The following is a 21,595-nucleotide window of genomic DNA, read 5'->3' as shown; positions in this document are numbered from 1 at the left end:
GTCATGCACGTTATGTATATTGCAGGGGTAATGTCTGGTACTTCATTAGATGGAATAGATGTAGCGCTCGTTCATATAGAAGGAAGTGGTGTAGATTCTAAAATCGAACTCATCCATTTTACTACTGTTCCATTTTGTAATGATATGAAAAATGAGATCCAACAAGCGTTATCAATTGAAACTTCGAATGTCCAACTTATATGTAGTTTAAATTTTAAACTTGGTTTATGCTTCGCCAATGCTGTAAAGGAAGTTTGTAAAGAGGCCAATTTTCCTTTGAGACAATTAGATTTAATAGGCTCTCACGGACAAACGATTTATCATCAGCCAAAGCAAGAAGGGAATATTATTTCTTCAACATTGCAAATTGGGGAACCAGCAGTAATAGCATATGAAACGAACACGACGGTTATCTCGAATTTCCGAACGATGGACATGGCGGCAGGGGGACAAGGTGCACCACTTGTACCATATTCAGAGATTATTTTATATCGGCATCAAACTAAAAATAGACTACTACAAAATATTGGTGGGATTGGTAATGTTACAGTGGTTCCAAGTAAACGAAGTAAAGAGAGTGTTATTGCTTTCGATACTGGACCAGGCAACATGGTAATCGATGAAGTATGTCAAAGATTATTTCATGTACCATATGATCAAAATGGTTGGATTGCAAAGCAGGGGGTAGTTGTAGATGAAATTTTAACATACTGTATGAACCATCCATTTTTGAACATGAAACCACCAAAATCAACAGGTAGAGAACAGTTTGGAGAAGCGTTTGTGACTGAATTATTGAATCGATTTAAAAAGCATAGTAAAGAAAATATATTGGCAACTGTCACGATGTTTACAGCATGTTCAATTGTTCATCATTATAAGGCGTTTATTTTGCCGTATTATGAAATTGATGAGGTGATTTTAGGTGGTGGTGGAAGTTATAATAATACACTTGTTGAAATGTTACGGAATGGATTAAGAGAAGAGAAATGTAGCATATGTATACAAGAAGATATTGGTCATTCTTCAGCAGCGAAAGAAGCAATTGCATTTGCTATTTTAGCAAACGAAACGTATCATCGTAATCCGAGTAATGTGCCGAGCGCAACAGGTGCTAAGAATTCCATAATTTTAGGGAATATAACATTCCCTCCATACGCAAATGAAAATGAGGCGAACATATGAAGTATATGATTGGAGTAGATGGCGGGGGAACGAAGACCGAGGCAATTGCATTTGATAAAGACGGAAATGAACTTGTAAGAGCTACCAGTGGTTTTGGAAACATATTAATAGATTTAGAAGAAGCTCTTGTGCATATTATGGAAGCAATTAATCAATGCCAGAAGAGTTTAATAAATGGGCATTGTGTTTGTGTTTGTTTAGGATTAGCTGGTATAAGCGGAGCGAATACAAATGAATTAACATTACGTTTAAAAAAGAAATACGGAACAAAAATTGAAATTTTTAATGATGCAATGATCGCACATGCAGCTGCTTTAAAAGGTAAGGATGGAATATTAACTATAGGTGGTACAGGTGCAATTTGTATAGGAAAAAAAGGAGAAGTATATCAGTATAGCGGTGGATGGGGACATATTTTAGGAGATGAGGGGAGCGGATATTGGATTGCATTACAAGCTTTAAAGAAAATGGCAATTCAGTTCGATCAAGGAATCAGTCTTTGTCCATTGAGTTTGAATATTCAAAGGCAGTTTCAACTTTTGATACCGTCTCATATAAAAAGCTTAGTATATACTTCTTCTAAAGATAAAATTGCAGCAATCGCCCCATTAGTTATTCAGGAAGCGAGAGATGGCAATGATGATGCGCATGAAATTATGATGCAAGCTGGAAAGGAATTAGCAAGGATTACAGTAAATGTTTATAACAAGTTGAACTTTAAGCACTCAACGCCAATTGCAGTAAGTGGCAGTATATTGCGTTTAGTTCCTGAAATATTTGCTGTATTTAAGAAATGGTGTGAAGAAAGTATGAAAGAAATTACATTCGTATCACAAGCAGAAATGGCAGTGAAAGGAACATATTATTTAATGAGGGATATATATTTTTAAAAATAGGTATGAGAATTTTTGTATGATTTGTAAAAATATGATGTTAAAATGTAAAAAGGGATGTATGTTAAAAACGTACAATATACGTAGTAATTGAATATTGTATATGTATTCCCATGTAGAAAGTGAATGATTACATGATTAATAGTATGCAGTTTTTATATTTGGTGGCTTCTTATTTAATTGGAAACATATTGACCGCTTATATAGTAACAAAATTGAGACATAACGTTGATATTAGGGATGAAGGAAGCGGAAATCCTGGCGCAAGAAATATGGGGCGCGTATATGGAAAAGGGTATTTCATCGCTACATTTTTAGGTGATGCAATTAAAGGGGCAATCGTTGTTGCTGTAGCAAAATACCTTTTTGAAGATCCTACATTCGTAATGTTAACATTATTGACCGTTATTATTGGACATATTTATCCAGTTTTATTTAAAGGCAAGGGCGGTAAAGGTATTTCAACATTTATAGGAGGACTAATCGCATTTGATTATTTGATAGCGCTTACCCTCTTATGCATTTTTATTGTATTTTATTTAATATTTAAAGGGTTTACGAAGCCAGGACTAATTACGATTGCTTGTTTACCAATTTGTATGATTCTTTATTCTTATTCTATTGTTACCACTATATTAAGTGGAATAATTATTGTACTCATTCTATATGTAAATCGAGAATAAAATGAATGTTTAATAAGTGGGGATAATCTCCACTTATCATTTTTTATTAAATAGATAAAGGAGATAAGGCATGGGGTTAATTTATAAAGTTGCTGATCAAGATTGGGAATTTGAAAGTATACATAAATTGAATTATAAAACTTTTGTAGAAGAGATACCACAACATGAAGAAACGAAAGAACGGTTTCGTATAGATCGGTTTCATAAAGAAAATACATATTTAATTTGTTTAGATGAGGATAGATTAGTAGGTATGGTCGCAGTGCGGGGAAAACGACCATTCTCGTTAGATTATAAAATTTCAAATTTAGATATTTATTTGCAAGAGCATGGAGAAAAAGTGTATGAAATTCGTTTACTTTCAGTAGAACGTGAATATAGAAATGGAAGAGCGTTGTTAGGATTAATTCGTTTTCTACATCGTTATTTGCTTCTAAATGGATATGAATTAGCACTCATTTCTGCAACAACACGTGAACTAGCTTTATATGAGCAAATGGGATTCAAATCTTTCCATACGTTAGTTGGTACAGAAGAAGCAGCCTTCCAGCCAATGTATGTTACCCCTGCTATGTTTGAAGAGTCGAGTGTTGGGGGGATTATGACGAAAGAATATACGTTTTTACCTGGTCCAGTAGATATTGAAGAGAACGTTCGAAAGGCATTTTCTACGCGACCTATTTCCCATCGCTCTAAGTCATTTCAAGTGATGATGGACAATGTGAAAAAACGGTTACTTCACATGACAAAAGCAAAACATGTACAGCTTATGTTAGGAACAGGGACGTTAGCAAATGATGCGATTGCTTTACAGTTACGTTCTTTAAAAGGGAAAGGACTAGTATTAACAAATGGGGAATTTGGTAATAGATTAGTTGGACATGCAAAACGAGCACGGTTACATTTTGATACGTATAAAAAGGAAATGGGAGATCCATTTATTTATACCGAATTAGAAGAAATTATGACAACTGGAAATTATGAATGGATTTGGTTTGTTCATCATGAAACATCTACTGGAATGTTAAACGATTTAAACGAGCTAAATACTCTTTGTAACGAGAATCAAATGAAACTGTGTGTAGATTGCATAAGCTCAATTGGAGCAATACCATTAGACTTGAAGGATGTGTATTTTGCAAGTGGTGTTAGCGGTAAAGCGATTAAATCATATACAGGAATTTCTTTCGTTTTTCATAACCACATTGTAAAAATAAACGAGGCTGTGCCGGCCTATATGGACATTGGCATGTATGAAGAAAATGAAAGTATTCCATACTCACAATCATGGAATTTAATTTATGCATTGCAAGAAGCGTTGAAGAGATTTGAAGATGAAAAGGCATTTGTAAAAATTAAAGAGACATATGATTATGTTGAAGAAGTTATTACTGATATGGGTTTAAAGCTTGTTTCACCTAAAGAACATGCCGCGCCAATTATACATACTATTGTATTGAGCGAAGATTATTCTTCTAAAGTAGTAGGCGATACATTAGCATTACAAGGATACATCGTTCATTATGAGTCATCTTATTTACAAAAGAATAATTGGATCCAAATTGCATGTTTAAATCATTATAAAGAACGCGATATGAAGAGGATGTTAAATTGTTTGCAAATGTGTTTATTTCAGAGTGGGGTACATATATAAAGACTTTTTCTTTTCGTATAAAGGAGCTACGACTTACGAAAACTTAGGAATAGAACATTGGAAGAGGTGTCAGTATGATAACTAGAAAACTACCATTACATATAGACGATATTAAAAAAGCTCACAAAATTCTAGATAGAAATGCTCGTAAAACGCCATTAGTAAAATCTTTTTACTTGACTAGTAAAACGGGTGGAGAAATTCATTTGAAATTAGAAAATATGCAATTAACGGGTTCTTTTAAATTTCGTGGCGCATTTAATAAAATGTCGCGGCTCACGGATCAAGAAAAAGAAAGAGGTGTAATTGCATGTTCAGCAGGTAATCATGCACAAGGAGTTGCATTATCTGCTCATTTACTCGGTATTAAGAGTAAAATTGTTATGCCAATTTCTGCACCTCAGGCAAAAGTTGAAGCAACTAAAGGATATGGATCTGAAGTGATTTTACATGGTGAAACCTTTGATGATGCAAAGGCAAAATGTGAAGAAATTATAAGAGAAACAGGTGAAACATACTTACATCCATATGATGATGTAGAGGTAATGGCTGGTCAAGGTACAATTGGATTAGACATTCTTGATGATATGTGGGATGTAGATACTGTCATTGTACCAATTGGTGGAGGCGGAATTATTTCTGGCATTTCTGTAGCATTGAAATCTTTTAATCCATCCATTAATATAATTGGTGTCCAAGCAGATAATGTTCATGGAATGAAGGCATCTTACGATAAAGGAGCAATCGTAGAACACTATGAGGCGCCTACTATTGCAGATGGTTGCGCAGTTAAAATACCAGGTGAATTAACATTTGAAATTGTAAAAGAATTAGTAGATGATATTGTAACTGTATCAGAAAAAGAGCTGGAAGTAGCGATGAAAGATTTATTACAACGTGGGAAAGCTGTTGTAGAAGGTGCAGGTGCATTAGCAACTGCTGCACTTCTTGCAGGAAAAGTTGATAGTTATATAAAAGGGAAAAAAGTAGTGGCTGTTATATCTGGTGGGAATGTGGACTTACAGCGCATATCAAGTGTATGTGAGCACTTTTTTGTCGCTAATGAAGTGAAATAGTTTTATGAAAGAAGAGCTAAGAGAAAGGATCTTAGCTCTTACTTTTTGTCTACCGTTTACTGTAAGTAGAAATAAACTTGCAAAATTTGCTGTTTAAAAATTATTTTATTTAAGCGCCTATTTTTACACATATCTTTAATGTTATAATAATTATTTCAATATTGTCGAAACGTAAGCAGAAATTTAATATAATAGTTTTAATGTGCTAATGAGCGGTGAGGAGGGCAGGGCATGAATAAAGAAGAACAGGTCATGAACGGTTTCAGGGAATTATATAATAAGCTGGTTTGGCTTAATAAAGATAAGATGGAAGAGGGTCTTAAAGGTTTTAAGTCTTCTGAAGTCCACTGCATTGAATATATTGAAAACAATGCAGATTCTAACGTGACACAACTCGCAGAGGCTTTTTATGTGACTCGCGGTGCTATAAGTAGAATGACTAAGAAGCTCATACAAAAAGGCCTTGTTGAAAGTTACCAAAAGTCAGAAAATAAGAAAGAAATTTATTTTAGGCTTACCGAACAAGGGAAAGAAATTTATAAAATCCATGAAAATTTGCATAAAGAGTTTCAAGAGCGAGATAAAGCTGTATTTGAACAAGTGACTGAAGAAGAATTCAACAGTATAATTAGCTTTGTGGAAAAGTATAGTAGACATTTGGATGCAGAAATAAAGAAACAAGGTATACATATTAAATCGTAATATATTTTAATAATAAAGTGAAACTTTAATCAGTGAGGGGCTTCATCTCCACTGATTATCAGTCCTCACCAATCGGGCTTTTACGGGCAGCCTTACTCTAATGAGAATAGGCTGCTTTTTTATTATTTTATTTTTGTTGACAAAGCAACAATTTTTTTAGGAGAGAAGTTAAATGTCTATATTTAGATTGAAAAATGAAAGGGGAACTGAAAAAAGCATAGATAAACATGCTTTACTATTCGGACTTATTTCTGTATTTCTTTGTGGTATAGGTTTCAGTATCATCATGCCTGTAGTCCCATTCTTAGTACAGCCATATACAAGTAATCCGGAAGAACAAGCATTGGTTGTTACACTACTAACTTCCGTATATGCGGCCTGCGTGTTTTTAACTGCACCAGTACTCGGAGCTTTAAGCGATAAGTATGGCCGTCGTCCATTACTTTTAATATGCTTATTTGGTTCTGCAATTGGGTACTTAGTTTTGGGAATAGGAGGAGCTTTATGGGTACTATTTGCTGGACGCATAATAGAAGGTATAACAGGTGGGAGCATAAGTACTATCTTCGCATATTTTGCAGACATCATTCCAAAAGAGCAGAGAACGAAATACTTTGGATGGGTGAGTGCAGTTGTAGGTGCGGGAACTATCATTGGCCCAACCATTGGGGGGGTACTTGCCAAGTTTGGTGATACTGTACCTATGTATTTTGGTGCAATCATAACGTTAATAAATGTTGTATATGGGATCAAATATATGCCTGAGAGCCTTGACAAAAATAATAGGTTGAAAGAGATAACGTTTGTAAGGTTAAATCCTTTTGCGCAGCTAGCAAACATACTTTCCATGAAAAATTTAAAGTGGTTACTTGTCTCAGCGTTTTTACTTTGGATACCTAACGGATCTTTACAATCAATTTTCACGCAATTTACAATGGATACTTTCAGTTGGAAACCTGCATTAATCGGACTTATGTTTTCAATTTTGGGCTTTCAAGACATTGTTTCACAAAGTTTTATCATGCCAAAGCTTTTGATCAAGCTTAGTGATAAACAAATAGCAATTCTTGGGATGGTTTCGGAGATTATAGGATACAGTTTTATTGCGGCATCAGCTTTGTTTTCACTCTATCCACTACTTATCGTTGGGATGCTGATGTATGGTTTTGGGGATTCAATTTTCGGACCTTCATTCAACGGGATGCTTTCAAAGTCTGTCAGTTCTAGTGAACAAGGAAGGATTCAAGGTGGAAGCCAATCTATTCAAGCTTTAGCAAGAATGATTGGTCCTATTCTTGGAGGACAAATCTATGTATCACTTGGTCATGCCGCACCTGCTTTTATGGGTATGATTCTTATAGTAGCGGCAATAGCAGTTTATATAAGGGAACGCATGAAACTGTATAACAGATAGATATAAGAATAAATAAAAGGGAGTCAGAACTTAGGAACAAGTGCTGATTCCCTATTTGTTTACGGTTTGAGGACTAAGAGAAATTCTTTTACTGTTTAGGAATTTATTCTGCAATGCTCTCATGGTAAATGACTAGATAGTTTCATTATGCTTGTGCTGAAGTAAATAATGACTCCATCTTTACTTTGCTCTTCTCTCGAATTTCAGCATCTACGTGTCTCATCACGTATTTATGCGCTACAGCGATTGCTAAAACATCATCTAATAAGCCGATCCCAATAATAGCAGCTATATCTGGAATGAAATCAATTGTTAATACGTAATAAGATAAAGCGGCTAATATTATGAATTTCGCTTTATTAGGTAATTCTTTCTTTTTCATTGTATAGAATAAAATAATACTTTCATATACGCTGGATTTACCGAGGTTTACAGAGCTTTTTTTGAACTTTTTCCAAAGGGTCTGTTTCTCCACATAAACACTCCTTTTACAAAAACATAGATTTTTTAAAAGGATGGACAAAGAAGAGAGAGATTAATCAATTTTATTGTTTTTCTTAATTATATATTTCCATAAAAATAGGGGAATACCTGTTCAAAATAATATAATGTGGATTATGTAACGATTCACAGTGTTCCGCTAAATAGTATATATATTGTAAGATGTATGTGGATGATTTAGTTATTATTATGCATTTTATAGCGGTATGGGGGAAGAAAAATGAAAATAATAGAACTACCAATTGAATTCGAATTTAACGGGCAAAAACAATGTATTTATCCAAGTTTAATTATATTACATAATGAATTAACGTTAGTCGATACAGGATATCCAAGTTTTTTACCTTTAATTGAAAATGCAATATTAAAACATGGATATGAGATGAAAAACTTAAAGAATATAATTATTACCCATTATGATGACGATCATATAGGGGCTGTATATGATTTTAAAGTGAAATACCCAAATATTAATGTTATTGCTAGTGAAATTGAATCTAACTATATTAGTGGTGATATAAAATCAGAGAGGTTAGTTCAAGCTGAAGAAATGTTAGAACGTATGCCAAATGAAGAAAAAGAATTTGGTAAATGGTTTATACAACAGTTAAAAAATATAAAACATATTTCCGTCGATGAAAAAGTGCATGATGGTCAAATGATTTTGAATAATGAATGTCAAATAGTAGCGACGCCAGGACATACTTCGGGGCATATTTCATTATATTTTCCGAATTTAGACTGTGTAATTACGGGAGATGCGGCTGTTCAAGAGAATCGTGAGTTAGTAATAGCTAATCCGAATTTTTGTTTGGATATAGAAAAAGCGAAACAGTCTTTAAATAGGATTAAAAGTTTTAAAGCAGCACAGTATTATTGCTATCATGGAGGAAAGCTTACTGTATAAATTAATGAAAACCGGTCTTTCCTAAATCGAAAAGATCGGTTTTTTAGTTCATATATTTTGCGATTTCAACCAAATCAGTAACATTATATTTCGGTAAAATTGAAATATATATGTAAAGAAGAATATATATAATTTGAGCAAGGGTATAGGGGGGAGAAAATGGGTTCGTTATTTGATGTAATAGCAGATATCATTTTATTTTATCCTCGAAATGACATGAAATTGAAACACTATATCGCAAAATTAAGTGAATTAGAGTGGTTTCGAAATCTAAATGAAGATCCGAAGTATACAAGTTTAATTTGGAGTAATAGAAAAATTAAAAAGTATATTTTGTCTTCTACTAACATGGAAGCATTAATAAAATCTGAGAAAAAGCAAAAAGAATTTGTTCATCTAGTACAGGATGAATATAAAAAAAGAAGATAAGAATTTTTTTATTTTTCATATTTGGCGAAACAAATGGTACAATGAAAGCTAATGTGAAAAATAAGGAAAAGAAGTGGTCTATTTGAAAAACTTTTTAGAATTAGGAATTAGTGAAACTTTTAATCATACATTACGTGAAAATGGAATTACAGAAGCAACACCAATTCAAGAGAAGGCAATTCCAGTTATTCTGTCAGGTAAAGATATTATTGGGCAGGCGAAAACAGGAACGGGTAAAACGTTAGCATTCGTGTTACCGATTTTAGAAAAAATCGATCCAGAATCTAGTGATGTTCAGGCCTTAATTGTTGCACCAACAAGGGAACTAGCTCTGCAAATTACAACTGAAATTAAAAAAATGCTTGTTCAAAGAGAAGATATTAATGTACTAGCGATTTATGGTGGGCAAGATGTAGCACAACAATTGAGAAAATTAAAAGGTAATACACATATTGTTGTTGCAACACCAGGACGATTATTAGATCATATACGACGTGAAACAATTGATTTAAGTAATCTTTCAACGATTGTACTAGATGAAGCGGATCAAATGCTTTATTTTGGTTTCTTATATGATATTGAAGATATTTTAGATGAGACACCAGGTAGTAAACAAACGATGTTATTCTCAGCAACGATGCCAAAAGATATTAAAAAATTGGCGAAGCGTTATATGGATGAACCGCAAATGATTCAAGTACAAAGTGAAGAAGTAACGGTTGATACAATTGAGCAGCGTGTCATTGAGACGACAGACCGTGCAAAGCCAGATGCACTTCGTTTTGTTATGGATCGTGATCAGCCATTTTTAGCTGTTATTTTCTGTCGTACAAAGGTTAGAGCAAGTAAGCTTTATGATAATTTAAAAGGACTAGGTTATAATTGTGCTGAACTTCATGGTGATATACCTCAAGCGAAACGTGAAAGAGTTATGAAGAGTTTCCGCGAAGCTAAAATTCAGTACTTAATCGCAACGGATGTAGCAGCTCGTGGACTTGATGTAGATGGTGTAACGCACGTATTTAACTATGATATCCCTGAAGATGTAGAAAGTTACATTCATCGCATTGGCCGAACAGGACGTGCAGGTGGATCAGGTCTTGCAATTACGTTCGTTGCAGCGAAAGATGAAAAACATTTAGAAGAAATTGAAAAAACGCTTGGTGCACCAATACAAAGAGAAATAATCGAACAACCGAAGATAAAACGTGTAGATGAAAATGGAAAACCGGTACCAAAGCCGGCTCCGAAGAAATCAGGTCAAAATCGTCAAAGAGATAGCCGCGAAGGTTCAAGAAGTGAATCAAGACGTGATTCGAGAAATAGCTCGAGAAGTGATTCAAGAAATAGTTCGAGAAATGAAAATAACCGATCATTTAATAAGCCAAGTAATAAAAAAGGTAGTACAAAGCAAGGTCAGCAAAGACGTGGTCGTTAAATAGTTATAATTGTAAAAGAGTCCCGAAATATTGTGGCTCTTTTTTTGTTTGTATACAACAAGGATGATGGCAAGAAAAATTTCATTCACCGTATTTGAAATTTATAAAGGGAATTTTATAGTTCAAAACCAGTAGAGAAAGGGTATTACTGTCATTCAGCAGAACACTTTGGTTAAAAGAAAAGGTATTGAAGCGAGCGAGTATTTTCATTATACATTCCGCAATTATCGAAATAGAACAAGAGAAGTTTATGAAGGATTAAACTCGTATTGGTGTACGATCGTTGGAAACTGGAAAACTAATTTGTTAGTTTTTATCGATGAGGAACTCGAGAAGCACCACTGCCATCCTTATGGGGAAATTGCTTACGACGACGATGAAGGTAATGTAGTGATAATATGCGAAATAAGAAAAAAGGACTAGCAGTCGTACCTGCCGTCCTTTAATAGGAGAAAAAGTAATCTTGTTTAGAACTAGGCATAAACAGAAAATCTGCTTGTAATTAGTTTTACCCTAAATATACGTGTCTATACAAAAAAGGGATAAGTAAAAAATACTTATCCCCGGAAGGGAAATCCCAAGTACCAAAATGGCTCGTATTGGTCTGCAGGTTCAAAAGTAGTATATGTAAAACGAAAAATCTCATACAAAAAGCAGACAACGATTTTGGTTGTCTGCCAGTGAGTTCAATGAGTTAGCTAATTGTGATAATTTGCATCCCCATTGCGAGAAGAGTGAAGCTGCTAGTTCAAACAGCTTGTTGGTATTATTTTCGATTTCTTAAAAAATATACATCAAAAGAAAGAGGTATTAGCCATGGACACGGCAGCTTGAAAGTAGTATGTATTTTTATTTGAAAAATATTCAAGGGGTGAAGAAACATGGAATGTTTAATAAAGGTGTTTGTTTTATTAATCAGTTAATTAATAAAACAAAATAGTTATTTGGGAGAAAGGGAAAATGAATATGAGATGAATTGAAGCTGTTGAAAAATTACTTGAAGTGATGAAAGAATGCTTTTGGAACGGAACATCTTTAAAGGGTGAAGCTAATGATTTTAATATTGTATCTTGGCTGATTGAAGAAGCGACGCGTAAAACAAAATAAAAATTTCATTTTGTAGCAAAGGGGAATAGATATGTGTACTTATTGGGGAAAAGTAGATAAAGAGTTCTTTAAGAGGCAAGAACCGGAACAAAATAAAAGAGCAGCTAGCAAAAGCTAACTGCTCAATACAAGGAGATACAGAGAAGACTACTTTAAATGAATGTTGGCATACAGCCCACATTCAGTATTGACCGAATATTTATTTTAAATTCAATTTATTTAAAGTAAACATCCCAACAGATAAAATGGTTGCGCCTGCTACAGAACCTAGCCAGTCTCTCCAGCCTAATATATTTAAAGATACATATGTTAAATCCGTAATTAAGAAGATAGCAAACATTAATACACCAAATGCTAAGCATCCCCAAAATGTTTGCAAATATTTAATCATCTTCTTTCGGAACTTGCTCATATAAATCACCCTTATTAATAATTTATATTTTTATAAATAAATTATTATATATAAAAATATAAAAGTACGAAATATGCAATATTACATATTGGAACTCAACAAAATACTCCATTGATAAGTACATAGATCGAACGGAGGCATCGTTCTTTTCCTAAAATGAAAGGTGACGATAAGAAACATGAGATACGTTTTAAACAAATTGAGCGGACGTTAAAAAATAAAAATTTATAAAGGAAATAGAAAGTATGGTGTTGTATATGTACGATAATAGGAAACTTTTTGCAAACTAAACATATAATTTTAATAGACCGACAGTCGGTCTGGTAGGAAGGAGAACTTGAATGCGAATTGTAAAGGAGTATGAGGAGCGTAGAAAGGAAATTTTAGAAACAGCTGAACGTTTGTTTCTTACGAAAGGTTATACGAAAACAACCGTGAATGATATTTTAAAAGAAATTGGTATAGCAAAGGGGACGTTTTATCATTATTTTAAGTCGAAGGAGGAAGTAATGGATGAAATCATTATGAGGATTATTAAAGAGGATGTCACTAAGGCGAAAAGGATTGTCTCCAATCCCGATATCCACGTTTTAGATAAGTTATTTAAAATTTTAATGGAACAATCACCAAAATCAGGAGATGTCAAAGAAAAAATGATTGAACAATTCCATCAACCAAATAATGCAGAAATGCATCAGAAAAGTTTAGTGCAATCCATTATACATTTATCTCCTGTATTAACGGAAGTTTTAGAGCAAGGAATAGAAGAAGGCATATTTTATACTCCATACCCACAAGAAACAATTGAATTATTACTCTCTTCAGCACAAGTCATATTTGATGATGGTTTATTTCAGTGGAAACCGGAAGAAATGATGAGAAGAGCTAAGGCTTATATTAAAATGATGGAAGTATCTGTTGGAGCGAAAGAAGGGTCCTTTGATTATATGATCGAGGTTTTAATGAAACAGAAATAGCTTTTTTCTGTTTGGGTGTTATAGACCGGCAGTCGGTCTAGACTAAATGAAGGATGTGATGAGGATGCCAGCAAGTATTCAATCTTCCTTGAAAGATTTTCACTTAATGGTAAGTGGTCAAATTATTACTATTTTAGGTTCAACACTATTACGTTTTGCACTGTCTTTATATGTGCTAGATATAACAGGACGTGCCGATATATTTGCAGGGTTATATGCCATAACGAGTATCCCGTTTTTGTTAGCTCCTCTTGGCGGAGCGATAGCAGATCGTTTCAACCGCCGTAATGTAATGGTCATTTTGGATTTTATAAACGCTGCTATTGTATTAAGCTTTATAGTTTTGTTATTAACTGAATCGGTATCTATTTTATTGATTGGAACAATTATGTTTTTACTAGCAGTCGTTAGTGCAATGTACGCACCAGTTGTTATGGCAAGTATTCCGCAATTAGTTCCAGAGAAAAAGTTAGAACAAGCAAACGGTATCATAAATGGTGTGCAAGCATTATCTAATATAGTTGCACCTGTACTAGGAGGAATATTATATGGCATAATTGGTTTGAAAATGCTCGTCATAATAAGTTGTCTTGCTTTCTTTTTATCTGCAATTTTAGAAATGTTTATTACAATACCTTTTATAAAAAGAGCGCAAGAAAGCCATATCATACCGACAATTATAAAAGATATGAAAGAAGGTTTTCTTTATGTTTTAAAGCAACCTTTTATTTTGAAGGCTATGTTACTTGCAGCTTTACTAAACTTAATTTTGACACCGTTATTTGTTGTTGGAGGACCTATTATATTACGAGTAACTATGCAGAGTAGCGATACGATGTATGGAATTGGAATGGGATTAATTGATTTTGCAACCATATTAGGGGCATTGTCAATCGGTTTCTTTGCTAAAAAGTTACAGATGAAAACATTATATAATTGGATGCTTATCATAGCTTTATTAGTTATACCAGTGGCACTATCAGTTACACCGTTTACTCTTAATTTAGGATACTATCCACCATTTATCCTCTTTATACTTTCTTCTCTTCTAATCGCAATGATTATGACAATTGTATCCATCTATGTGATTACTGTAGTCCAAAAGAAAACACCAAATGAAAATCTAGGAAAAGTAATGGCAATTATAACAGCGGTATCTCAATGTATGGCACCAATTGGGCAAGTCGTATATGGTTTTATGTTTGAAGGATTCAGTACGAAAATTTATTTACCTATATTAGCTATAAGTTTCATAATGATAATAATAGCGGTGGTGACGAAGAAAATATTAAGAAATGAAGGGAACTAGCTTCATATGCTTAGAGTATTAGCGAAACCCAATCCTAATCAATTCTTTATCATTTATTTCAATTACGAATCTATATTCTTTGTCTAATATCCAGTAATAAAAACTGACTGCATCAACGTCAACTAATGATTGGAATACTTTATCAAGATTTGTACTTACTACAGGGATTTCATAGTTATCCCATATTATAAAAATCTGTTCGTCAAAATCTAGTTGGTTTGCTCTAATAAGGGAAATTAGTTGTTCTTTGTTCGAAGCTATGAATTGGTTATCTATCTGTTCCCAATCTATTCTTCCCGAGACAGTTATAGGAAATGAATTCATTAAAATAATAGCAATCTGCTGGCTTTTTTCTTGGGAGAAAATGAGAGTTTCGTTTCCTAGGGATTCAAGGCATTCACTAAACAAAGGGTTTGTGTCATTGTTGTTTTTGGTTTTCAGTGCTCTTAACTTTTGTCGCAATTTCCATTGTCTTGACGATCTATCATCCATTTTTAACATTCCTTATACAATTATTTAATAATGAGTATAGCATATAAGGGAAGTCTTTATGAAAAGGAACTTTTTAAATATAAATTAAATAAAAGCGTTATTTGAAAAAAAGCCTTTTAAGGAAAGATAAGAGGCCATCAAAAAATATAACAACATGAAAATTTTATATTATGTATATACAATTTAAAGAGTTAGTGGAAATAATAAAATGTATAAAATTCTTATAAAAAAGCCCTAGGATTAGGGGATCTAGGGCTTCCTCTGTTGGTATATCTCACACGACATTATAAAAAGAAAAGAACTTAATGAAGGTAACACATGAATGTTTCGTAAATGTATCAAAAAAGTGAACAAAAGCGTTATTTTATTAGAAAAGTATGATTGTATGAAATAACATGTATGAAAGAAGAGGCGTTAGCAAAAATATCCCTTAACGAAATCGGCTTTATTTTTCAGCAAAGTAACCTTCTTAAGTGACTCATGTTGTATAGGTAGCAGAGAAAACAGAAAGAGTTCTTTTTATGGAGGACGGAGAAGTTGTTAGTGAAATACAACTAGGCAAGTTTAGGAATGATGATTTAAAAGCGCGAGAAGAGAAATTGTTAAAATGGTTAGCTGTACTCGGATTTTAAAGACAAAAACTCCTATTGAATATAGGAGTTTTTTCTTTGTTTGAAAGTTCGAAAAGATATATAATAATTTTCTGACTATTAATTTGTGGAGGGGTATTAATGAAAACTGAAACGTTACACACACAAGAAGACATTTTAAAAATGCTTGATTCATTATTAAGACCTGCAGAACCATTTTGGAATGATTTTTATGAGAATAGAGAAAAGGATGTTCCGTTTTTTGAAAATGTTCCAGATGAGAATCTAGTTTCGTATATACAAAAAGAGAGAGTTTCAAAAGGGAAGGTATTAGAACTTGGATGTGGTCCAGGTAGAAATGCCATTTATTTAGCGACTCAAGGATTTGATGTAACAGCAGTGGATTTATCTGTAGAAGGCATTAATTGGGCTAAAGAAAGGGCATTGGCAAAAGGGGTAGCAATTCATTTTATTTGTGATTCAATTTTTAATTTAGAGGTTCAAAACGAATTTGATTTTGTATACGATTCGGGCTGTTTGCATCACATTCCACCGCATAGAAGAATAAATTATGTGGATTTAATTAAAAACTCATTAAAATCGGGTGGTTATTTCGGATTAACATGTTTTGCGGCAGGCGATTTAGATGAGCGAAATGGATCGGAAATAACAGATTGGGATGTATATAGAGGATGGAGTCTACAAGGTGGTCTTGCATACTCGGAAGAAAAGTTAAGAGAGATATTTAAAGAATTTGAGGTAATTGAGATTAGAAGGATGAAACAAATGAAACAACCGAAAGAAATGTTTGGAGAATCATTTCTTTGGACAGCATTATTTAAGAAGAAATAATAAAGTAGATAATTGACAAACTCATCGTTTTTATAGACAATACACTTATAGGAATGTACGTTCGGTTTTTTGCCGACTTATGTTTTACATAAATATATAACAAGGGGCTGTCTCCATATGAGTAACACAAATCAAAAAATTACTACGTTTTTAATGTTTGAAGGCAAAGCTGAGGAAGCAATGAATTTTTATACGTCGCTATTTGATCAATCGGAAATTGTAAGTATTTCTCGCTACGATGAAAATGGACCTGGTAAAGAGGGAACTGTAATTCATGCAACTTTTACGCTAAATGGCCAAGAGTTTATGTGTATTGATAGTTATGTAAATCATAATTTTACATTCACTCCAGCTATGTCTCTTTATGTAACTTGTGAGACAGAAGAAGAAATTGAAACGGTCTTTCATAAACTAGCGCAGGATGGAGCAATTCTCATGCCTTTAGGTTCTTATCCGTTTAGTAAAAAGTTTGGCTGGTTAAATGATAAGTATGGTGTATCTTGGCAGTTAACTCTTGCTGAATAAAAAAGAAAAAGCATAGCTTATTTGTTTAATGGATTTAGTTAAAAGCTTGAAAAATGAAATAACATAAAAAAGCGTTCCAACTGTCAACAGATTTGGAATGCTTTTTTTGTGTCTTTTTAGAATTTTTAGTAATTATTAGTGTTTATCTGTTAATATAAATATAGACAACTATGTATGAACTATCAGGCCGGTTAATAGAAAAAGGAAAGCATAAATAGTTAATAAGTTTACACTTAAAATCCAACTAGATCGTTAGGAGGACTAATCGCAATGGATATTACACAACAAAACAGTAATGCATGGGATAAGAAGGTTGAAGAAGGTTCTAGATACACGCAGCCTGTAAGTAGCGAGGTTATTGAGAAAAGCAAATCAGGTGAATGGGAGATTACAGTCACTACGGAAAAATCAGTTCCTAGAAAGTGGTTTCCAAAGTCATTAGATGGATTAAAGATACTTTGCTTAGCATCAGGTGGCGGACAACAAGCACCTGTTCTAGCTGCTGCTGGAGCAGATGTAACAGTTACTGATATATCTAAGAAGCAATTGGAACAAGATGAAAAGGTAGCAAAACGGGATGGTTTGACTTTGAAAACAGTACAAGGAGATATGTCAGACCTTGGTGATTTTGAGGATGAATATTTTGATATTGTTATAAATCCTGTTTCTAATTTGTTTGTAAAAGATGTTCATCTTGTATGGAATGAAGTTTCTAGGATTTTAAAGAATAAAGGTATTCTTATTGCTGGATTTACAAATCCGTTACTATGGATTTTTGATGATAACCAAGAGCAAAAAGGTATTCTTGATGTTAAACATTCAATTCCTTCATCAACATTGGATTATTTACCAGAGGATGAAGTTCAAGATTACATCGATTCAAATCAAACAATAGAATATGCGCATACTTTAGAAGACCAAATCCAAGGCCAAATTGAAGCTGGTTTTGCTATAACAGGTTTTTATGAGGATGATTTTGGTGGGACAAGGATATTAGATAAGCATATTAAAACATTTATTGCGACAAAAGCTATAAAGTTAAAGATGGATTAAGAATTTTTGCTTGTCATACGGGGCGTCAGTCGAAGAATGCTCTTAAAATAGAAAAGGATGGTGCTTTCATCCTTTTCCTTATGTATTTTGAGTGTCGAAACTATTCTCAAAACAAGTTTTACACTACCAATTGTATAATTAGGTTATGCTTTTATATTAAGAATTTTGCTGACCAAATCTTTTCCCGAGTTTAGCTAACAATTCAGGTTGATCGCTTTGGCTCATTATAACTTCAATAAAGATAAGTTGATTCTTATTAAAAGTTATATTTGTTAAGACTTCTGCTAATTCTGCTTCATTTTCTACTTTAAATGTTAGACTTTTTTCTTCTGACCCAAATACCATTGATAGTTTATTGTAATCCCACATTTGTATATCATTATAAGGTTGGTTTTGGCCGTGAATGGCACGTTCAACGGTGTATCCGTTGTTATTGATTAAAAATATAATCGGTTTTAAATTTTGACGTAGTATAGTTGATAACTCTTGGGCAGTTACTTGGAAAGAACCATCACCAATAATTAAAATGTTGCGCCGTGATAAATTGGCGAGCTGTGTACCAAGTAGAGCGGGCAGTGTATATCCGATAGATCCCCATAACGGTTGTCCTACATATGCAGTGTTATTAGGTAGAGGGATAGCAGCACTACCAAAGAAAGGTGTTCCTTGTTCTACAATTAAGATGTCGTTTTCTTGTAAGAAATGGTACATTTGCTGCCAAAAACGTTTTTGTGTGACCATTTGTGCTTTTGGATTGAACTCTTCAGTAAAAGGTGATGGTGCTGAAATAAATGGCTTAATTTCAAGAGTATCTTTATTACGATGCGCAATTGAATCACTTAAATGTTGTAAAACATCCTGCATTACAACTGGACCGTATTTTTTATCTATAATTTTCACAGTGTAGGGATGGATTTCTATAACTTGTTCTTTTGTAAAACCTTGTGTGAAGCCGCCTGTAATAGTATCAGTTAACTTCACACCAATACTAATAATACAATCAGATTCATCAATTCTTTTTCGCAAGTACGGAGAACTTACATCACCAGTATAAATCCCTATAAATTGAGGGTGTTTTTCTGGGAATATTCCTTTTCCCATACTTAACGTCGCGATGGGAAACCCAGTTTTTTCTACAAATTGATGTAAATTTTCTTTAGCGTGAAATCGATCTACTTCAAAATCAGCTAAAATTACAGGTTTTTTGGCGTTATTTATTATTGAAGTAGCATGTAGTAGCATTTTATCCAACGCTTCTTTATTACTTAAAATCGGTTTATATAAAATTGGTTCTGTAGGTTTATTAATTGGTTTATTATATACATCAATCGGCAAATTAATATGAACCGGGCGTTTTTCATTCCAACATGCACGTAAAACACGGTCAATTTCCTCAGCAGCATGCTCAGGTTTTACATTTGTTTGTGCCACAGTGATTTCTCGATACATATTGGAAAAGTGATCGAACTTTCCATCTCCTAACGTATGATGGACGATTGCTCCATTTTCCATTACTTTTGTTGGTGGCGTACCCGTGATTTTTATAACTGGCACGTTTTCCGCATATGAGCCAGCAATACCGTTAATAGCGCTTAATTCTCCAACTCCGAAAGTAGTAATAAGAGCAGCGATTCCTTTTATGCGAGCGTACCCATCTGCTGCATATGCAGCATTTAATTCGTTACAATTGCCAATCCACTTTAAATTTTCATGTGCTACCACATCATCTAAAAAGGCAAGATTATAATCACCAGGAACCCCAAATATATGTTCAATTCCTAATTCATGTAGTCTATCCAATAAATATGTACTTACAGTATATTGTTTTTTCAAATGAATCATCTCCTAATTATGCAATGAATGTTTCAATAGACTAAATAAGTTCTAATGCGTTGATTAAAATATTCATTACTAGATTGTGGTATAATTTACATACAGGGGGAAAGTAGATGACACAACATAAAGAAGAACAGATGAATGAGGCATTAGCATTATTTTATTTTGCATATAAAACATTTACTGAAAAGCCAGATGAAATTATAAAAGAATATGGCATTCAACGAGTACATCATCGAATTTTATTTTTTATCGCACGTTTTCCAGGGATAAGTGTAAATGAGTTATTATCACTATTAGAAATAAGTAAACAAGCTCTCCACGGACCGCTACGTCAACTTGTGGAAAAGGGCTTAATTGAGAGTAATGAAGCTATGCATGATCGACGTGTGAAACAGTTGTCTTTAACAGAAAAAGGTACAGATTTAGAGAAAAAACTGAGTGATGTACAAAGACAACAAATGGGTGCTATTTTTTCAAAATTTGGTGAATCATGTGAGGACAATTGGCACCAAGTTATGAATGAAATGGCAAATAGCCGATCAGGTTTTGATGCTTGGATAACGAAACGTGAACTACCAGTCGATCAAAAATAATGAAAAAACTTCTGTTTTTATCGTTTGAAAAAGAACAAATTTTATCCATACATTTGGCAACTATGATTTGGTCATAGAGTGAATGGATAAAAAGATACATTACTAGATACTTTATACGTGTACGCAATGGAACAATAAAATTCACATTTCCGAAAGGGGAATTATAATGATAAAACTTGTACTTATTCGTCACGGACAAAGTTTATGGAATCTTGAAAATCGCTTTACTGGATGGACAGATGTTGATCTATCAGAGAATGGATTAAGTGAAGCGAGAGAAGCAGGAGCAATATTAAAGAAAAACGGATATACTTTTGATGTGGCTTATACATCAGTATTAAAACGCGCAATTCGGACGTTATGGATTGTACTTCATGAGATGGATCTTACTTGGGTTCCAATACATAAATCTTGGAAGCTAAATGAAAGACATTATGGTGCATTGCAAGGGCTGAATAAAGATGAAACTGCACAAAAATATGGTGAGGAGCAAGTTCATATTTGGAGAAGAAGTGTTGATGTAAGACCACCGGCTCTCACTGAAGACGATCCTCGATATGAAGCGACCGATCCAAGATATAAAACACTCAAAAAAGGTGAATTTCCATTAACTGAATGTTTAGAGGATACGGAGAAGAGAGTACTTGCTTATTGGCATTCAGAAATTGCGCCGACATTAAAAAGTGGTAATAAAGTAATTATTTCATCACACGGTAACACAATTCGCTCGCTAGTAAAATATTTAGACAACCTTTCAAGTGATGGTGTAGTTTCATTAAATATTCCCACTAGCATTCCGCTTGTTTATGAATTAGACGAAAACTTACGTCCGATTCGTCATTATTATTTAAGTATGGATGGAGAAGTACCTGAAGGGGAAATTCCGAAACATATTTCTTTTTAATACGAAAATTTGAAATGAATGCTTGTCTACATATACAATATAGACTCATGGTAAAGTGA

20 protein-coding genes and 2 pseudogenes are annotated in these 21,595 nt (G+C 33.6%); 18 read left to right on the top strand and 4 right to left on the bottom strand.

Features of this window, described 5'->3' with window-relative positions; all coding sequences use genetic code 11:
• The first annotated feature begins 12 nt into the window (after positions 1-12).
• From anmK to ACUN13_RS12055, 7 genes and pseudogenes are all read left to right on the top strand, one after another.
• Positions 13-1,185, top strand: coding sequence for an anhydro-N-acetylmuramic acid kinase AnmK (gene anmK, locus ACUN13_RS12085; protein ID WP_000274965.1), 1,173 nt, complete (start codon positions 13-15; stop codon positions 1,183-1,185).
• On the top strand, positions 1,182-2,075 hold the full coding sequence (locus ACUN13_RS12080) for a BadF/BadG/BcrA/BcrD ATPase family protein (RefSeq protein WP_445423792.1): 894 nt from the start codon (positions 1,182-1,184) through the stop codon (positions 2,073-2,075). The genes anmK and ACUN13_RS12080 overlap by 4 nt, the downstream gene beginning before the upstream one ends.
• A 137-nt stretch (positions 2,076-2,212) precedes the next feature.
• Positions 2,213-2,761 (top strand): glycerol-3-phosphate 1-O-acyltransferase PlsY, encoded by a 549-nt coding sequence (gene plsY, locus ACUN13_RS12075; RefSeq protein WP_025688161.1) that lies wholly within the window; start codon positions 2,213-2,215, stop codon positions 2,759-2,761.
• Between the two features lie 70 nt (positions 2,762-2,831).
• Positions 2,832-4,415, top strand: a complete 1,584-nt coding sequence (locus ACUN13_RS12070) for an aminotransferase class V-fold PLP-dependent enzyme (RefSeq protein ID WP_445423791.1) — start codon at positions 2,832-2,834, stop codon at positions 4,413-4,415.
• Between the two features lie 74 nt (positions 4,416-4,489).
• The gene (gene tdcB / locus ACUN13_RS12065; protein ID WP_000632955.1) at positions 4,490-5,491 is read left to right on the top strand and encodes a bifunctional threonine ammonia-lyase/L-serine ammonia-lyase TdcB; all 1,002 of its coding nucleotides are present in this window, start codon (positions 4,490-4,492) and stop codon (positions 5,489-5,491) included.
• A gap of 231 nt (positions 5,492-5,722) precedes the next feature.
• Positions 5,723-6,193 carry a MarR family transcriptional regulator gene (locus tag ACUN13_RS12060; RefSeq protein ID WP_001030904.1) on the top strand — a complete coding sequence of 157 codons (471 nt, stop codon included), beginning with the start codon at positions 5,723-5,725 and terminating at the stop codon, positions 6,191-6,193.
• A gap of 172 nt (positions 6,194-6,365) precedes the next feature.
• A pseudogene (locus ACUN13_RS12055) lies at positions 6,366-7,600 on the top strand (MFS transporter).
• Positions 7,601-7,752: 152 nt separating this feature from the next.
• Here ACUN13_RS12055 and ACUN13_RS12050 read toward each other — a convergent pair.
• Positions 7,753-8,082 carry a YkvA family protein gene (locus tag ACUN13_RS12050; RefSeq protein ID WP_025688168.1) on the bottom strand — a complete coding sequence of 110 codons (330 nt, stop codon included), beginning with the start codon at positions 8,080-8,082 and terminating at the stop codon, positions 7,753-7,755.
• A 246-nt stretch (positions 8,083-8,328) separates the two neighbouring features.
• Here ACUN13_RS12050 and ACUN13_RS12045 point away from each other — a divergent pair, with 246 nt between their 5' ends.
• The 3 genes from ACUN13_RS12045 (at position 8,329) to ACUN13_RS12035 (ending at position 10,882) form a co-directional block, all read left to right on the top strand.
• Entirely contained in the window at positions 8,329-9,015 is a 687-nt protein-coding gene (locus tag ACUN13_RS12045; RefSeq protein ID WP_025688171.1) for an MBL fold metallo-hydrolase, read from the top strand.
• A 159-nt stretch (positions 9,016-9,174) separates the two neighbouring features.
• Entirely contained in the window at positions 9,175-9,444 is a 270-nt protein-coding gene (locus tag ACUN13_RS12040) for a hypothetical protein (protein ID WP_025688172.1), read from the top strand.
• Between the two features lie 73 nt (positions 9,445-9,517).
• Positions 9,518-10,882 carry a DEAD/DEAH box helicase gene (locus ACUN13_RS12035; protein ID WP_025688173.1) on the top strand — a complete coding sequence of 455 codons (1,365 nt, stop codon included), beginning with the start codon at positions 9,518-9,520 and terminating at the stop codon, positions 10,880-10,882.
• A 1,307-nt stretch (positions 10,883-12,189) separates the two neighbouring features.
• Here ACUN13_RS12035 and ACUN13_RS12030 read toward each other — a convergent pair.
• Entirely contained in the window at positions 12,190-12,402 is a 213-nt protein-coding gene (locus tag ACUN13_RS12030; RefSeq protein WP_025688175.1) for a hypothetical protein, read from the bottom strand.
• Positions 12,403-12,743: 341 nt separating this feature from the next.
• Here ACUN13_RS12030 and ACUN13_RS12025 point away from each other — a divergent pair, with 341 nt between their 5' ends.
• Both ACUN13_RS12025 and ACUN13_RS12020 read left to right on the top strand, forming a co-directional pair.
• The gene (locus ACUN13_RS12025; RefSeq protein ID WP_001223578.1) at positions 12,744-13,379 is read left to right on the top strand and encodes a TetR/AcrR family transcriptional regulator; all 636 of its coding nucleotides are present in this window, start codon (positions 12,744-12,746) and stop codon (positions 13,377-13,379) included.
• 64 nt (positions 13,380-13,443) lie between these two features.
• On the top strand, positions 13,444-14,688 hold the full coding sequence (locus ACUN13_RS12020) for an MFS transporter (protein ID WP_017658000.1): 1,245 nt from the start codon (positions 13,444-13,446) through the stop codon (positions 14,686-14,688).
• A gap of 18 nt (positions 14,689-14,706) precedes the next feature.
• Here ACUN13_RS12020 and ACUN13_RS12015 read toward each other — a convergent pair whose 3' ends face one another.
• Positions 14,707-15,180, bottom strand: a complete 474-nt coding sequence (locus ACUN13_RS12015) for a CDI toxin immunity protein (protein WP_000342724.1) — start codon at positions 15,178-15,180, stop codon at positions 14,707-14,709.
• A 491-nt stretch (positions 15,181-15,671) separates the two neighbouring features.
• On the opposite strand from ACUN13_RS12015, the pseudogene ACUN13_RS12010 reads away from it, so the two are divergent.
• The 4 genes and pseudogenes from ACUN13_RS12010 to ACUN13_RS11995 all read left to right on the top strand — a co-directional run.
• A pseudogene (locus tag ACUN13_RS12010) lies at positions 15,672-15,812 on the top strand (ABC transporter ATP-binding protein); the annotation flags it as partial.
• A gap of 99 nt (positions 15,813-15,911) precedes the next feature.
• Positions 15,912-16,622 carry a class I SAM-dependent methyltransferase gene (locus ACUN13_RS12005; RefSeq protein ID WP_025688183.1) on the top strand — a complete coding sequence of 237 codons (711 nt, stop codon included), beginning with the start codon at positions 15,912-15,914 and terminating at the stop codon, positions 16,620-16,622.
• Positions 16,623-16,739: 117 nt separating this feature from the next.
• Positions 16,740-17,147, top strand: coding sequence for a VOC family protein (locus ACUN13_RS12000; RefSeq protein WP_000072495.1), 408 nt, complete (start codon positions 16,740-16,742; stop codon positions 17,145-17,147).
• A gap of 270 nt (positions 17,148-17,417) precedes the next feature.
• A complete protein-coding gene (locus tag ACUN13_RS11995) occupies positions 17,418-18,200 on the top strand; it encodes a class I SAM-dependent methyltransferase (RefSeq protein WP_342761832.1) in 783 nt (260 codons plus the stop codon).
• 156 nt (positions 18,201-18,356) lie between these two features.
• Here the strand turns inward: ACUN13_RS11995 and ACUN13_RS11990 are convergent, their stop codons facing one another.
• Entirely contained in the window at positions 18,357-20,033 is a 1,677-nt protein-coding gene (locus ACUN13_RS11990; RefSeq protein WP_141435937.1) for an alpha-keto acid decarboxylase family protein, read from the bottom strand.
• 116 nt (positions 20,034-20,149) lie between these two features.
• On the opposite strand from ACUN13_RS11990, the gene ACUN13_RS11985 reads away from it, so the two are divergent.
• Positions 20,150-20,632 (top strand): MarR family winged helix-turn-helix transcriptional regulator, encoded by a 483-nt coding sequence (locus ACUN13_RS11985; protein ID WP_000191889.1) that lies wholly within the window; start codon positions 20,150-20,152, stop codon positions 20,630-20,632.
• Between the two features lie 166 nt (positions 20,633-20,798).
• Positions 20,799-21,536: a 2,3-diphosphoglycerate-dependent phosphoglycerate mutase gene (gene gpmA, locus ACUN13_RS11980; RefSeq protein WP_000594152.1), complete on the top strand. Its 738-nt coding sequence runs from the start codon at positions 20,799-20,801 to the stop codon at positions 21,534-21,536.
• Positions 21,537-21,595: the final 59 nt, after the last annotated feature.

The sequence above is a fragment of the Bacillus cereus group sp. Bce041 genome (assembly GCF_052646455.1).
The sequence above is the reverse complement of the archived record's forward strand: the minus strand, read 5'-3'. Positions and strand labels throughout refer to the sequence as shown.

Coding starts and splice junctions, on each gene's coding strand:
- ACUN13_RS12040 (WP_025688172.1), top strand. CDS start 9,175: ATGGGTTCGTTATTTGATGTAATAGCAGATATCATTTTATTTTATCCT.
- tdcB (WP_000632955.1), top strand. CDS start 4,490: ATGATAACTAGAAAACTACCATTACATATAGACGATATTAAAAAAGCT.
- gpmA (WP_000594152.1), top strand. CDS start 20,799: ATGATAAAACTTGTACTTATTCGTCACGGACAAAGTTTATGGAATCTT.
- ACUN13_RS12015 (WP_000342724.1), bottom strand. CDS start 15,180: ATGGATGATAGATCGTCAAGACAATGGAAATTGCGACAAAAGTTAAGA.
- plsY (WP_025688161.1), top strand. CDS start 2,213: ATGATTAATAGTATGCAGTTTTTATATTTGGTGGCTTCTTATTTAATT.
- ACUN13_RS12000 (WP_000072495.1), top strand. CDS start 16,740: ATGAGTAACACAAATCAAAAAATTACTACGTTTTTAATGTTTGAAGGC.
- ACUN13_RS12020 (WP_017658000.1), top strand. CDS start 13,444: ATGCCAGCAAGTATTCAATCTTCCTTGAAAGATTTTCACTTAATGGTA.
- ACUN13_RS12005 (WP_025688183.1), top strand. CDS start 15,912: ATGAAAACTGAAACGTTACACACACAAGAAGACATTTTAAAAATGCTT.
- ACUN13_RS12025 (WP_001223578.1), top strand. CDS start 12,744: ATGCGAATTGTAAAGGAGTATGAGGAGCGTAGAAAGGAAATTTTAGAA.
- anmK (WP_000274965.1), top strand. CDS start 13: ATGTATATTGCAGGGGTAATGTCTGGTACTTCATTAGATGGAATAGAT.
- ACUN13_RS12030 (WP_025688175.1), bottom strand. CDS start 12,402: ATGAGCAAGTTCCGAAAGAAGATGATTAAATATTTGCAAACATTTTGG.
- ACUN13_RS12045 (WP_025688171.1), top strand. CDS start 8,329: ATGAAAATAATAGAACTACCAATTGAATTCGAATTTAACGGGCAAAAA.
- ACUN13_RS12070 (WP_445423791.1), top strand. CDS start 2,832: ATGGGGTTAATTTATAAAGTTGCTGATCAAGATTGGGAATTTGAAAGT.
- ACUN13_RS11995 (WP_342761832.1), top strand. CDS start 17,418: ATGGATATTACACAACAAAACAGTAATGCATGGGATAAGAAGGTTGAA.
- ACUN13_RS12060 (WP_001030904.1), top strand. CDS start 5,723: ATGAATAAAGAAGAACAGGTCATGAACGGTTTCAGGGAATTATATAAT.
- ACUN13_RS12080 (WP_445423792.1), top strand. CDS start 1,182: ATGAAGTATATGATTGGAGTAGATGGCGGGGGAACGAAGACCGAGGCA.
- ACUN13_RS11985 (WP_000191889.1), top strand. CDS start 20,150: ATGACACAACATAAAGAAGAACAGATGAATGAGGCATTAGCATTATTT.